The following is a 13,477-nucleotide window of genomic DNA, read 5'->3' on the forward strand; positions in this document are numbered from 1 at the left end:
GTGATTCACGCCACGGCCGACAGCCTGGCATGCTCTGTCCGGTCACTCACCCTCACCGACTGTCACGGAACGGGATCCATGCCTGCGGAAGCCAGTAGCGCGAGCCCTGCCTCCCCGCCTCTCACCGAGCGGCAGGAGGCCCGTCGCCGGCGCATCCTGCACGCCAGCGCGCAGCTCGCCAGCCGGGGCGGGTTCGACGCCGTGCAGATGCGGGAGGTCGCGGAGTCCTCGCAGGTGGCACTGGGCACGCTGTACCGCTACTTCCCGTCCAAGGTGCATCTGCTGGTCGCCACGATGCAGGACCAGCTGGAGCACATGCACGGCACGCTGCGGAAGAAGCCGCCACAGGGGGAGACGGCGGCGGAGCGGGTCGCGGAGACCCTGATGCGCGCCTTCCGCGCCCTGCAGCGCGAGCCCCATCTGGCCGACGCCATGGTCCGCGCCCTGACCTTCGCCGACCGCAGCGTCTCCCCCGAGGTCGACCAGGTCTCCCGGCAGACGACGGTGATCATCCTGGACGCGATGGGTCTGGAGAACCCGACTCCCGAGCAGCTCTCCGCCGTCCGGGTGATCGAGCACACCTGGCACTCGGCCCTGATCACCTGGCTGTCGGGGCGCGCCTCCATCGCCCAGGTGAAGATCGACATCGAGACGGTGTGCCGGTTGATCGACCTGACGGCGCCGACGGACGCATCCTGAAGACGGCCGCGGGCACACAGAAGACCTACGAGACGGGTTCCCTGCGCCGGTATTACCCGGATCAGGTACTAGGGGTCGCCGTCCGGCCCGACTGCTGCCTTCTGGCCTCTCAGCCCGGACCGTCGACGTCGGCCCCAGCGGAAACCGTCTGCTTCCTGCCAGAGTCGGCTACTCCGGTTCGGACTCCCTCACTCGTCCCGTAGGCCGATTTCCAGAATAGAACATCCGCCCGGAAATGAACCCCCCGAAAAGGGATTTTTCTGGCATTACTCCTCCGGTGGGAACACCGGCTCCCCGCTCCCCAGCAGCGTGATCACGATCGCCTCCACCGGACAGCTCTCCGCCGCCGCCAGGACGCTCTCGTTCGCGTCGGTCTCCGGGTCGGCCGGATGGGACTGCCGGCCGCTGTCGAGGCGGAAGCCGTCGGGGGCGTGGTGGACGCACTGGGCCGAGCCGATGCACACCGACCGGTCGACCTCGACGTGCCAGCGGTCGCCCATCCCTTACGCCTCCCAGCCCGCCGGGAGGTGGATCATCTTGTGCTCCAGGTACTCGCCGAAGCCCTCGGGGCCGAACTCCCGCCCCAGACCGGAGTTCTTGTAGCCGCCGAACGGGCCCAGCATGTCCAGGCTGAAGGTGTTCACCGAGTACGTGCCGGTGCGCACCTGGCGGGCGATCTCGATGCCGTGCGCGGTGTCGGCCGTCCAGACGCTGCCGCTCAGGCCGTAGTCGGAGTCGTTCGCGATCTTCACGGCCTCGGACTCGTCGCCGTACGGAAGCAGGCAGATCACCGGGCCGAAGATCTCCTCGCGAGCGATCCGCATGGAGTTGTCGACGTCGCCGAAGAGCGTCGGCTCGACGTACCAGCCCCGGTCCAGGCCCGCCGGGCGCCCGCCGCCCGTGAGGATCTTCGCGCCCTCCTCCTGGCCGATCCGGATGTAGTCGAGATTCCTGCGCTGCTGCCGCTGCGCCACCAGCGGGCCCACCTGGGTCGCCGGGTCCAGCGGGTCGCCGACCACCAGCGCGCCGGCCGCCGCGGCGAAGGCCTCGGCGAACTCGTCGTAGCGGGAGCGCGGGAGCAGGATCCGGGTCTGGGCCACGCAGGCCTGCCCGTTGTTCATCCAGGCCGCCGGGACGACACCGGCGACCGTCGCCTCGACGTCCGCGTCCGGGAGGACGACGGCCGCCGACTTGCCGCCCAACTCCAGTGTCACGCGGGTGAGGTTGCGGGCGGCCACCTCCATCACGCGCTTGCCCGCAGCCACCGAGCCGGTGAAGGAGACCTTGTCGACCGACGGGTGCCCGACCAGGTACTCGCTCACCTCGCGGTCGGCCGGGAGAATGGACAGCACACCCTCCGGCAGCCCGGCGTCCTTCGCGATCTCCGCGAGGAGGTAGGCGTCCAGCGGCGACTCCGGCGACGGCTTGAGCACCACCGTGCAGCCGGTGAGCAGCGCGGGCGCGAGCTTGGCGGCGGCGACGAACTGCGGGACGTTCCAGGGGACGACGGCCGCCACGACCCCGACCGGCTCGCGCCGCACGAGGATCTTCCCGAGCACACCGTCCCGGGTCTCCTCGTACGTGAAGTTCCGCGCGACCGTGATCGCCGCGTCCCACACCATCATCGCGCCGAGCGCCTGGGCGAGGACGCTCCAGGAGTACGGGGAGCCGTTCTCGGAGGAGATCACGCGGGCGATCTCCTCGTGCCGCAGGGCTATCCCGTCCTTGATGCGGGTGACGACCTCGATCCGCTCGTCGAGGCCCATCCGCGGCCAGGGCCCCTCGTCGAACGCCTTGCGCGCCACCGCGACGGCCCGGTCGACGTCGGCCGGCGAGGCGTGCGGCACGCGTCCGACGACCTCCTCCGTGTGCGGCGAGATCACCTCGATGACGTCCTGGCCCAGGGGGTCGGTCAACTCCCCGCCGATGAACAGCTGTCCGTGTTCCACGAGCTCGGTCATGGCCGACTGCCTCCCCTGAGCGGGACTCTGACGATCCATCAGATACACGGAACTGATACCAGTTCCACCCGGAGGAGTCCACGGAGCGCACACACCTCGCCCCTACGCTGAGCGGGACGGCGAGGGGGCACGGGATGGCAGCGCGCGGGCGCGACTGGGCGGTGTTCGCCACGGCCATGGCGGTGGCCGTCGGCGGCGCCGTATGGATGGCGTCGGCCTGGGGCGATGTGAAGCGCGGCAACGGGGTGTCCGTGCACCGGGAGACGAAGAGCCCGGAGGAGATCAGGAAGTTCTGGACTCCCGAGCGCATGAGACGGGCCGAACCCGCCGAGATGCCGACCTGGGACCCCTGCGAGCACTTCCCCACCCTGCTCTCGCCGGACTGCTGGTAGATGCCCCGGGTAGATGACTCGGGCTCCCATCGGAACCTGTTCTAGTTATAGTGGCCCGGTCGGCCGGAACGTGTCGCGGCGATTGGGGAGCCCATGGCGCAGGTGTACGACCACGGCGGCGGCGTCCGGTCCATCCAGGTCCCCATCCCTGACAACCCGCTCGGCCACACCCTCGTGTACGTCGTCGACACCGACCGGGGCCCGGTGCTCGTCGACACCGGCTGGGACGACCCGGCCTCCTGGGACACCCTCGCCGAGGGCCTCGCCGCGTGCGGCACCGCGGCCGGTGACGTCCACGGCGTGGTGATCACCCACCACCACCCCGACCACCACGGCCTGTCCGCCAAGGTGCGCGAGGCCTCCGGCGCCTGGATCGCGATGCACGCGGCGGACGCGGCGATCGTACGGCGCACCCGCGCGACCCACCCCGAGCGCTGGTTCTCCTACATGGCGGACAAGCTCACCGCGGCCGGCGCCCCCGACGCCCATGTGTCCCCCCTGCGCGCCGCCCGCCGCCCGAGCACCCTGCCCGGCTTCTCCCCCGCCCTCCCCGACCGCGAGATCGTCCCCGGCGAACTCCTCGACCTCCCCGGCCGCCGCCTGCGCGCGATCTGGACCCCGGGCCACACGCCCGGCCATGTCTGCCTGCACCTGGAGGAGGACCACCCGGCCCAACTCCCGGGCCACGGCCGCCTGTTCTCCGGCGACCACCTGCTCCCCGGGATCACCCCGCACATCGGCCTGTACGAGGACCCCGAGGACACGGCCGTCACCGACCCCCTCGGCGACTACCTAGCCTCCCTCGAACGCGTCGGCGGCCTCGCCCCCGCCGAGATCCTCCCCGCCCACCAGCACGCGTTCACCGACGCACCCGCCCGCGTACGGGAGTTGCTGACCCACCACGAGTCCCGCCTCACCGGCCTCCTCGCCCTCCTCGCCGAACCCCTCACGCCGTGGCAGCTCGCCGAGCGCATGGAGTGGAACCGGCCCTGGGAGCAGATCCCGTACGGATCGAGGAACATCGCGATCGCGGAGGCGGAGGCCCATCTGCGGCGGCTGGTGAAGCTGGGGAGGGCGGAGGCCGTGGCGGGGAGTGAGCCGGTGACATACGTCGCCGTTTGATAGGTGTTGCCACATGACCATGGAGCGGCTTCTCGCCGAACGCGCCTGCGAGCGCATCGTCGTCGACTTCGTCCACCGCCTCGACCTGGGCGAACCCGCCTCCGTCGCCGAGCTGTTCACCGAGGACGGCGTCTGGACCTGGCCGGCGGGCGACCGTTCGGTCAAGGGCCGTGAGTCGCTCCGCGACTACTTCGGCTCCCGCCCCGCCGACCGGCTCTCCCGCCGCGTCATGTCCAACATCCTGGTCACGGTCACCTCTGCGGACACGGCGACGGCGATCTCGTACTTCACGACGTACCGCGTCGACGGCCACGAGGGCGGCCTGGTCCCGCCGGGACCCCCGGTCCAGGTCGGCCACTACGAGGACACGTTCCGCAGGTCACCGGACGGCGCCTGGCTCCTGTCCGCCCGGGTCCTGCATCTGGCGTTCGGCGGACCGACCCCGCGCCCGCCTAGGCCATGAAGGACCGGATCAACTCCTCCGCCTCACCGAGCGCTTCGACCTCCCGCACACTCATCGTCGGGTTGGCGGCGCGCCGACGGCGAGCCTCCGTCAGGCCCTCCCCTGTGAGGTCGGAAGGGTCGGCGAGGAGACTGGCGAGCGTGGCGCGGACGGGCGCGGCGAACTGCTCGTCGGTCACGGCCACCTGCGCGAGGATCACTGCGGACATGCCCCAGTCCAGGCCCGGGTCGCCCTCCTCGGCGTTGGCCCAGTCGATGACATAGGGGCCGTCGGCGGTGAGCATCACGTTCTCCGGGTGGAGATCCAGGTGGACCACGCGTCCGGGAACGGCGTGCAGCTGCCGCAGGAGGCGGGCCAGGATGTCCCCGCTCTCGCGCGCGTCGATCCGTCCCGCGACGAAAGCCTCCAGCATCGTCGGTCCGTAGAGCCGTTCCATGACGAGCTCGGACCGCGAGGAGTCGGCGGGCCGCACCCGGGGCACCGGGTAGCCGTGCGCGCGCAGACGCTCCATCAAGGCGGCCTCGGCGAGTCCGTCGGCGTAGCCCTCACGGTCGCGGCGCAGCACCCACGCCTCGTCGATCTCATACACGTCGGACGCACGCCCCGACCCGATCAGTCTCCCCACAGCCCCTCCCCCAGCGGCGTCTGCCATGTCTCGAACCTACCTGCCAGCACAGGTGGCCCTCAGGGTGCTTGTTACGGCCGGGTAGAGTGACGGCGTCGTCATCACACCCGTACAGGGGGAAGCCGGTGCAAATCCGGCGCTGACCCGCAACCGTGAACCGGGCCCGCTCGCAGGCCGGTGAGCCGGATCGCCCCGTACGGAAACGTGACCGGCTCACGTGCACCGGCAACCGGCCGGAGTACGGCACCGTCGAGGTACGGAGCCGAGCCGCCCGGGGGACTCCCCTGTGCTGCCCGGCCCCCTGAGGGAAGGGCACCCGCCGATCATGTACGTCCGCCGCAGCGCCGCGGCCCTGGCCGCCGTCACCGTGATCGGCACGGCCGGTGCCACGTCCGCCATCGCCGTCGACCACACCCCGTCCGCGTCGCCGTCCGTCGCGCTCCCCGCAGGCCTGTACGGCACCGCCGACCCGACGTACGACGGCGTCTGGCGCCAGTCCCTGGCGCTGATCGCGCAGAGCCGGATGGACGTGCAGCCCGCCGTCAAGGCGATCGACTGGCTGGCCGGGCAGCAGTGCGCCGACGGGGCGTTCGCGGCGTTCCGCGCCGACCCCGCCAAGGCGTGCGACGCGAAGACGATGGTCGACACCAACAGCACGGCCGCCGCCGTCCAGGGCCTGGCCGCGGTCGGCGGGCACGAGAAGGAGACCGGCAAGGCGGTGACCTGGCTGAAGTCCGCGCAGAACAAGGACGGCGGCTGGGGCTACACGCCCGGCGGAGCCAGCGACGCCAACTCGACGTCCGTCGTGATCGGCGCCCTGAACGCCGTCGGCGAGGACCCCGCCGGGGTCCGCAAGGACGGCAAGTCGCCCTACGACGCGCTGCTGAAGCTCGCCCTGCCGTGCGCGGACGGCGGTGCCTTCGCCTACCAGCCGGACAAGAAGGGCAAGTTGGCGGCCAACGCGGACGCGACGGCGGCGGCCGTGGTCGGCACCCTGGGGACGGGCATGCTGGCGACGAAGGCCGGCGACAAGAAGGACGTCGCCTGTGCCGACGCCTCCGACCTCACCGCGGAGCAGGCCTCGGCCAACGGCGCCGCGTACCTGACGAAGGCGGTCGAGAAGGACGGCTACCTGAAGTCCGCCCTCGCCGGCGCCGAGGACCAGCCCGACTACGGCAACACCGCGGACGCGGTCGTCGCCCTCGCCGCCCGGGCCGGTACCCAGGCGGCACAGAAGCCCGTGCGCTGGCTGGAGCGCAACGCCGCCCAGTGGGCCGCCCAGAGCGGCCCCGCCGCCTACGCCCAGCTGATCCTCGCCGCCGACGCGGCGGGCGCCGACCCGCGTGACTTCGGCGGCACCGACCTGGTCAAGCAGCTCAACGCGCAGGGCCCGGCGCCTCGGACGGCGGCGACGGCGACGGAGTCGGAGAAGCCGTCGCAGGAGAAGGAGGACGACGACAACGGCGTCAGCCTGTGGTGGATCATCGGCGTCGGCCTGGTCGCGGGCATCGGCATCGGCTTCCTGCTGAGCGGCCGCAACAAGGGCAAGCGACCGTGATCCGCCACGGCCTCGCCAACCGCCGTACCCTCGCCGTCCGCCGTACCCTCGCCCTGCTCCTGGCCGTGCTGACCCTCCTGGTCGGCGCGGCCCAGGCCGCCCAGGCGACCGGCTACCGCTACTGGTCCTTCTGGGACCGCGACGGCGACACCTGGACCTACGCCATCCAGGGCCCCTCCACGGCCCGCCCGTCCGACGGCGACGTCCAGGGCTTCCGCTTCGCGGTGAGCGAGGACTCCAAGGACGCGGCCCGCCCCAGGGGCGCCGCCGTGTTCGAGGTGATCTGCGCGAGAACACCCGCACGGGACGGCGAGAAGCGGGTGGCGCTGGTCATCGACTTCGGTACGAGCGCCGACGCCCCGTCGGACGAGACCCCACCGGCCCGCCGTACGGCCTGCGCCCGCGTCCCCGGCGACGCCACCACGGCGGAGGCCCTGGCCTCGGTGGCCAAGCCCCTGCGCTACGACACGAACGCCCTGCTGTGCGCGATCGCCGGCTATCCGGAGCGTGGGTGCGGGGAGCAGGTGTCGGGGGCCGGGAAGCCGACGGCGACCGAGGAGCAGGCGGCGAAGGAGCAGGCGGCCGAGAAGGAAGCGGCCGAGAAGAAGGACGGTTCTCAGGGCGGTCCGTCACTGGGCCTGGTGGCCGGGATCGCCGTGGTGGCGGTGCTGGGCGCGGCGGCGGTGTGGCAGGCACGGCGGCGCCGGAATGCCTAGTCACTCAGGCATCCGCAGCGGTGGGCGGTCGTCCCGGCTGCACCCCGGTGCCTGGTGGCTCTGGTCCCTGGCCCTGGGCACCGCCGCGACCCGCACCACCAACCCGCTCCTGCTCGCCCTCCTCATAGCGACCTCCGCCTACGTGGTGGCGACCTGCCGCCCCCAGGCCCCCTGGGCCCGCTCCTACACGGCCTTCGTCAAACTCGCCCTGGCCGTCCTCCTCATCCGCCTCCTCTTCGCGGTGACCCTCGGCTCCCCCCTCCCCGGCACCCACGTGATCGTCACACTCCCCGAAGTCCCCCTCCCCCACTGGGCGCAGGGCATCCGCCTGGGCGGCAAGGTCACCGCCGAGACCCTGGTCAAGGCCTTCTACGAGGGCCTCAAACTGGCCACCCTCCTCATCTGCGTAGGCGCCGCGAACTCCCTCGCCAACCCCGCCCGCCTGCTCAAGTCCCTCCCCGGCGCCCTGTACGAAATGGGTGTCGCGGTGGTCGTGGCCCTCACCTACGCCCCCAACCTCATCGCGGACGTCCAGCGCCTGCGCGCCGCCCGCCGCCTGCGCGGCCGCCCCGACACCGGCATCCGCGGCCTGCTGCAGGTCGGACTCCCGGTCCTGGAGGGCGCGTTGGAGCGTTCGGTCGCCCTGGCCGCCGCGATGGACGCCCGCGGCTACGGCCGTACCGCCGACGTCCCGCCCCGCGTCCGCCGTACGACCACCGCGCTCACCCTCGGCGGCCTCCTCGGCGTCTGCGCGGGAACGTACGGGCTGCTGACCGCCGAGGGCGGCACATACGGACTGCCGGTGCTGCTCGCCGGACTCACCGCCGCCCTGGCGGGCCTGCGCCTGGGCGGTCGCCGCACCCTGCGCACCCGCTACCGCCCCGACCGCTGGGACACCCGCGCCTGGCTGGTCGCCGGTTCCGGCGCGGCGGTCGCCGCCCTGCTGACCCTCGCCGCGACCCGCGACCCGGCGGCCCTGAACCCCGGCGTGATCCCCCTCGTCGCCCCCGCCCTCCCCCTGTGGCCGGCGGCGGCCGTCCTCCTGGGCCTGCTGCCCGCCTTCATCAGCCCCGCCCCCCTCAAGGAGCCGTCGTGATCCGCTTCGAGAACGTCTCCGTGACGTACGACGGCGCCGCCGAACCCACCGTCCAGGGCGTGGACTTCGAGGTCCCGGAGGGCGAACTGGTCCTGCTCGTCGGCCCGTCGGGCGTGGGCAAGTCCACCGTCCTCGGCGCGGTCAGCGGACTCGTCCCGCACTTCACCGGCGGCACCCTGCGCGGCCGCGTCACGGTGGCCGGACGCGACACCCGCACCCACAAGCCGCGCGAACTCGCGGACGTGGTGGGTACGGTCGGCCAGGATCCCCTCTCCCACTTCGTGACCGACACCGTCGAGGACGAACTGGCCTACGGCATGGAGTCGCTGGGCCTCGCCCCCGACGTGATGCGCCGCCGCGTCGAGGAGACCCTCGACCTGCTCGGCCTCGCCGACCTCCGCGACCGCTCCATCTCCACCCTCTCCGGCGGCCAGCAGCAGCGCGTCGCGATCGGCTCGGTCCTCACCCCGCACCCCGGCGTCCTGATCCTCGACGAACCGACGTCGGCCCTGGACCCGGCCGCCGCGGAGGAAGTCCTCGCGGTCCTCCAACGCCTGGTCCACGACCTCGGCACCACGATCCTGATGGCCGAACACCGCCTGGAACGGGTCGTCCAGTACGCCGACCAGATCGCCCTTCTCCCCTCCCCCGGAGCACCCCCGGTCCTGGGTACTCCGGCGGAGGTGATGGCCGTGTCCCCGGTGTACCCGCCAGTCGTAGGCCTTGGCCGCCTGGCGGACTGGACGCCACTACCGCTGACGGTGCGGGATGCGCGACGCCGAGCAACAGGTTTGCGGGAACAACTCAACGGGCGGGACCCCATCGCCCTCCAGGGGCGCGGGGCTGTATTCGATTTGCGGCTACCGCCGCGTGAGCGCGACCAGCCACAACGAACCCGCAGCCGCCAACAATCCACACCCCCCGAGCTGGCAGGCGCACACGCCCTCACCGTCACCCGCGACCACATCCGCGCCCTCCACCACATCAACCTCACCGTCACCCCCGGCGAGACCATCGCCCTCATGGGCCGCAACGGCGCCGGAAAGTCCACCCTGCTCAACACGCTGGTCGGCCTGATCAAACCCTCCGCAGGCGAGGTGAACGTCGGCGGAGCCGTACCCCACCGCACCCCACCCCAAGACCTCGTCCGCCGCGTGGGCCTGGTCCCGCAGGAACCCAGAGACCTCCTCTACGCCGACACGGTCGCCGCCGAATGCACCGCCGCCGACACCGACGCGGGCGCCGAACCCGGCACCTGCCGCGCCCTGGTCTCCGAGCTCCTCCCGGACATCCCCGACGACACCCACCCCCGCGACCTCTCCGAGGGCCAGCGCCTGACGCTCGCGCTGGCGGTGGTCCTGACCGCCCGCCCGCCCCTTCTGCTTCTCGACGAACCGACCCGCGGCCTCGACTACGCGGCGAAGTCCCGCCTGGTCACGCTGCTGCGCGACCTCGCCGCCGAGGGGCACGCGATCGTCCTGGCCACCCACGACGTGGAGCTGGCCGCCGAACTGGCCCACCGGGTGATCCTGCTCGCGGAGGGCGAGGTGATCGCCGACGGCCCGACGGCGGAGGTCGTCGTCTCCTCGCCGTCCTTCGCCCCGCAGGTCACCAAGATCCTGGCCCCACAGCAGTGGCTCACCGTCGCGCAGGTGCGGAGGGCGCTGTCATGAGCGCCGCCCAGCCCCAGCCCCCCGCCCGGACCCAGCCCCGGCACCAGCCCCAGTCCCGCCCCATCCGCCTCGGCCCCCGCTCCATCGCCGCCCTCGTCCTGGTCAGCGCGGTCGGTGTCGCCTCGCTCGGCTGGCCCTTCCTCTCCCCGCCCACCTCACAGGTGAGCGCCCACGCGCAGGACGCGCCCTGGCTGTTCACCTGCCTGCTTCTGCTGCTGGTCGCCGTCGTCGCCGCGACGATCTCCGAGTCCGGGCTCGGCCCGAAGGCGGTGGCGATGCTGGGCGTGCTGGCGGCGACCGGCGCCGCGCTACGGCCGCTCGGCGCCGGTACGGCGGGCATCGAGCCGATGTTCTTCCTGATGGTGCTCAGCGGCAGGGTCCTCGGCCCCGGCTTCGGCTTCGTCCTCGGCGCGGTGACGATGTTCGCGTCCTCGCTGCTCACAGGCGGGGTGGGGCCGTGGATGCCGTTCCAGATGCTGTCGATGGGCTGGTTCACGATGGGCGCGGGGCTGCTGCCGGGCCCGGACCGTCTGCGCGGCCGGGGCGAGCTGCTCCTGCTGGCCGGCTACGGCTTCCTCGCCGCGTTCGCGTACGGCACGGCCATGAACATGCAGGGCTGGCCGTTTCTCCCGGCGGACACGTCGCACATCTCCTTCGCCCCGAACCTCGACCCCCTGGCCAACCTCGCCCGCTTCGTCGCGTACTGCCTGGCCACCTCGCTCGGCTGGGACCTGGGCCGGGCGATCGTCACGGTCGTCCTCACCCTCACGCTCGGCCCGGCGATCCTCAGGGCGCTGCGCCGCGCCACCCGCCGCGCGGCCTTCGAGAGCCCGGTCACATTCGACACCCCCGCACGGTGACGCCCCACGCGCGGACAGTTACAGACCCGGTGAAGCACCCCACATGACCCATATCACCTACGATCCACCTTAGTCGGACAAATCAGACGCCATGTGCACGCCAACATGGCCTCTGACCTGCACATTGAGAGCCACATCACACAAACGACCTTCACCCCACATACGACCACAACTAGCAAAAGGGCTCATTGCGGACGCCTTCCGGGCCTGCTTGTCTGGTGGACGTCGCACGGCGCCGATGTGCCCACCTGGGCCGCGGCGCCAACGTATGCCCCACACCTCGCATCGCGTGGTTCCGGCATGCCCGCGGCGCACTGTCCCCGACGAAAGGCTCCCCGTGTCCGCTGTTTCTCTCCTCCGCCGTATCTCCGCCCCGAAGAAGGCCATCGCCGGTGCCGCTCTGGCCGCCGCCACCGCCGGCTCCCTGTTCGCCGCCGCCCCCGCGCAGGCCGCGACCTCGTCCTCCTCGGCGCAGGCGATCGCGAAGAAGATGATCTCGGACTCGGCCCAGTACGAGTGCTTCTCGAACATCGTCGACCACGAGAGCGGCTGGAACCCCAACGCGACCAACGCCTCGTCCGGTGCCTACGGCCTCGTCCAGGCCCTCCCGGGCAACAAGATGGCCTCCGCCGGTTCCGACTGGAAGACCAACCCCGCCACCCAGATCGAGTGGGGCCTGGACTACATGAAGGAGCGCTACGGCAGCCCGTGCGGCGCCTGGAACTTCTGGCAGGCCAACAACTGGTACTGAGCCACTGGCACTGAGCCACTGGCACCGAGCCCACCTCGCCAGGCAGGACTGAAGGCGGCGGCCCCCGATCCCCGGGGCCGCCGCCTTCGCCGTGCCCGGCCAGGACTGCCCGGCAGCCCGGCAGCCCGGCAGCCGTCTCGGGGGAGGCAGGAACGGGGCGTAGGGATAGGAGGTGCTCCTGCCTCCCTCGGGACGGGTCAGCCGGTGCTGACCCGTAGTTCCTTCACGCCGTTGATCCACGCCGAGCGCAGGCGGCGCGGGTCGCCGGCCAGTCGCAGTCCGGGCATGGCGTCGGCCACGGCGTTGAAGATGAGGTCGATCTCCAGGACCGCCAGGGACTTGCCCAGGCAGTAGTGCGGGCCGCCTCCGCCGAACCCGAGGTGGGGGTTGGGGTCACGGGTGATGTCGAAGTCATCCGGGTTGTCGAAGACCTCGGGGTCATGGTTGGCGGAGGCGTAGAAGATGCCGACCCGGTCACCCTTCTTGATCAGCTTGCCGCCCAGCTCCGTGTCCTGCGTCGCCGTGCGCTGGAAGGAGACCACCGGCGTCGCCCAGCGCACGATCTCCTCGGCCGCCGTCGCGGGCCGCTCCCTCTTGTAGAGCTCCCACTGCTCGGGGTGGGTGAGGAAGGCGTGCATGCCGTGGGTGATGGCGTTTCGAGTCGTCTCGTTGCCCGCGACCGCCAGCATCAGCACGAAGAACCCGAACTCGTCGGAGCGGAGGTTGCCCTCGTCCTCGGCCGACACCAGCGTCGTGACGATGTCCTTCGCCGGGCACTCCTTGCGGTCGGCGGCCATGTTCATCGCGTACGCGATGAGTTCCGTGGCCGACTCCTGCCCGACCTCCTCGGTGATGGCGTACTCGGGATCGTCGTACGCGATCATCTTGTTGGACCAGTCGAAGATCTTGGCCCGGTCGTCCTGCGGGATGCCGATGAGCTCGGCGATGGCCTGGAGGGGCAGTTCGCAGGCGACCTCGGTCACGAAGTCGAAGGGGCCCGAGTGCTCGCGGGCGTTCGCGGCGATCGTCAGCGCCCGCGTCCGCAGGCGTTCCTCCAGGGCGCGGATGGCACGCGGGGTGAACACGCGCTGGACGATCTGGCGGACCCGGGTGTGCTCGGGCGGGTCCATGTTCAGCAGGATCAACCGCTGGGCGTCGATCGCGTCCCGCTCGATGTGCTCGTTGAAGCGGATGATCGCGGTGTTGAGGGTGGAGGAGAACAACTCCGGATGCGTCGACACGTACTTGACGTCCGCGTGCCGGGTCACCGCCCAGTAGCCCTCGTCCTGGAATCCGGCCACGTTGCCCGCCTGCGGGATCCAGCGGACCGGTTCGGCCCGGCGCAGCTCGGCGAACTCCGGGAGGGGTACGCGGTGGTGCAGCACATCGGGGTCGGTGAAGTCGAACCCGTCGGGAAGAGCTGGACAAGGCATCGGCGGCTCCAGTCATCTGAAGGCCATCTGACGGTCCATCAGAACAGGGACTGCCGCGAAGGTAGTAACGGGTTCTACAAGTGGCAAGAGGTGCGACGCCCCGAATCCCGTGCGGAATTCGTGCAGAT

At 71.5% G+C, this 13,477-nt stretch carries 14 protein-coding genes and 1 riboswitch; of the genes, 10 read left to right on the forward strand and 4 right to left on the reverse strand.

What is annotated here, in order from left to right; all coding sequences use genetic code 11:
* Window positions 1–78 precede the first annotated feature (78 nt).
* Window positions 79–699: a TetR family transcriptional regulator gene (locus EJ357_RS13635; protein WP_126391872.1), complete on the forward strand. Its 621-nt coding sequence runs from the start codon at window positions 79–81 to the stop codon at window positions 697–699.
* Window positions 700–965: 266 nt separating this feature from the next.
* Here EJ357_RS13635 and EJ357_RS13640 read toward each other — a convergent pair whose 3' ends face one another.
* Together EJ357_RS13640 and EJ357_RS13645 are read right to left on the reverse strand one after the other, a co-directional pair.
* Window positions 966–1,199, reverse strand: coding sequence for a ferredoxin (locus EJ357_RS13640; protein ID WP_126391873.1), 234 nt, complete (start codon window positions 1,197–1,199; stop codon window positions 966–968).
* Window positions 1,200–1,202: 3 nt separating this feature from the next.
* On the reverse strand, window positions 1,203–2,660 hold the full coding sequence (locus EJ357_RS13645; RefSeq protein WP_126391874.1) for an aldehyde dehydrogenase: 1,458 nt from the start codon (window positions 2,658–2,660) through the stop codon (window positions 1,203–1,205).
* A 134-nt stretch (window positions 2,661–2,794) separates the two neighbouring features.
* Between EJ357_RS13645 and EJ357_RS13650 the strand changes: the two genes are divergently transcribed.
* From EJ357_RS13650 to EJ357_RS13660, 3 genes are all read left to right on the forward strand, one after another.
* Window positions 2,795–3,052 carry a hypothetical protein gene (locus EJ357_RS13650; protein ID WP_126391875.1) on the forward strand — a complete coding sequence of 86 codons (258 nt, stop codon included), beginning with the start codon at window positions 2,795–2,797 and terminating at the stop codon, window positions 3,050–3,052.
* A gap of 93 nt (window positions 3,053–3,145) precedes the next feature.
* A complete protein-coding gene (locus EJ357_RS13655; RefSeq protein WP_126391876.1) occupies window positions 3,146–4,174 on the forward strand; it encodes an MBL fold metallo-hydrolase in 1,029 nt (342 codons plus the stop codon).
* 13 nt (window positions 4,175–4,187) lie between these two features.
* On the forward strand, window positions 4,188–4,637 hold the full coding sequence (locus tag EJ357_RS13660; RefSeq protein ID WP_126391877.1) for a nuclear transport factor 2 family protein: 450 nt from the start codon (window positions 4,188–4,190) through the stop codon (window positions 4,635–4,637).
* On the opposite strand, the gene EJ357_RS13665 is transcribed toward EJ357_RS13660, so the two are convergent.
* On the reverse strand, window positions 4,627–5,289 hold the full coding sequence (locus tag EJ357_RS13665; protein ID WP_126391878.1) for a phosphotransferase: 663 nt from the start codon (window positions 5,287–5,289) through the stop codon (window positions 4,627–4,629). The two genes, EJ357_RS13660 and EJ357_RS13665, sit on opposite strands and share 11 nt — an antisense overlap.
* A 90-nt stretch (window positions 5,290–5,379) precedes the next feature.
* A riboswitch (cobalamin riboswitch) is annotated at window positions 5,380–5,466 on the forward strand.
* 121 nt (window positions 5,467–5,587) lie between these two features.
* Between EJ357_RS13665 and EJ357_RS13670 the strand changes: the two genes are divergently transcribed.
* From EJ357_RS13670 to EJ357_RS13695, 6 genes are all read left to right on the forward strand, one after another.
* Window positions 5,588–6,820, forward strand: a complete 1,233-nt coding sequence (locus EJ357_RS13670) for a prenyltransferase/squalene oxidase repeat-containing protein (protein ID WP_126391879.1) — start codon at window positions 5,588–5,590, stop codon at window positions 6,818–6,820.
* Window positions 6,817–7,536, forward strand: coding sequence for an SCO2322 family protein (locus EJ357_RS13675; RefSeq protein WP_228473052.1), 720 nt, complete (start codon window positions 6,817–6,819; stop codon window positions 7,534–7,536). The genes EJ357_RS13670 and EJ357_RS13675 overlap by 4 nt, the downstream gene beginning before the upstream one ends.
* Window positions 7,529–8,632: an energy-coupling factor transporter transmembrane component T gene (locus EJ357_RS13680; protein WP_126391880.1), complete on the forward strand. Its 1,104-nt coding sequence runs from the start codon at window positions 7,529–7,531 to the stop codon at window positions 8,630–8,632. The genes EJ357_RS13675 and EJ357_RS13680 overlap by 8 nt, the downstream gene beginning before the upstream one ends.
* On the forward strand, window positions 8,629–10,305 hold the full coding sequence (locus EJ357_RS13685) for an ABC transporter ATP-binding protein (protein WP_126391881.1): 1,677 nt from the start codon (window positions 8,629–8,631) through the stop codon (window positions 10,303–10,305). The genes EJ357_RS13680 and EJ357_RS13685 overlap by 4 nt, the downstream gene beginning before the upstream one ends.
* Entirely contained in the window at window positions 10,302–11,165 is an 864-nt protein-coding gene (locus EJ357_RS13690; RefSeq protein ID WP_126391882.1) for an ECF transporter S component, read from the forward strand. Before EJ357_RS13685 ends, EJ357_RS13690 begins: the two co-directional genes overlap by 4 nt.
* A 337-nt stretch (window positions 11,166–11,502) precedes the next feature.
* Entirely contained in the window at window positions 11,503–11,916 is a 414-nt protein-coding gene (locus EJ357_RS13695) for an aggregation-promoting factor C-terminal-like domain-containing protein (RefSeq protein ID WP_175647384.1), read from the forward strand.
* A 197-nt stretch (window positions 11,917–12,113) separates the two neighbouring features.
* Here EJ357_RS13695 and EJ357_RS13700 read toward each other — a convergent pair whose 3' ends face one another.
* Window positions 12,114–13,349 carry a cytochrome P450 gene (locus tag EJ357_RS13700; RefSeq protein WP_126391884.1) on the reverse strand — a complete coding sequence of 412 codons (1,236 nt, stop codon included), beginning with the start codon at window positions 13,347–13,349 and terminating at the stop codon, window positions 12,114–12,116.
* Window positions 13,350–13,477: the final 128 nt, after the last annotated feature.

Origin of the sequence: Streptomyces cyaneochromogenes (assembly GCF_003963535.1) — a bacterium.
Lineage (GTDB): Bacteria > Actinomycetota > Actinomycetes > Streptomycetales > Streptomycetaceae > Streptomyces > Streptomyces shaanxiensis.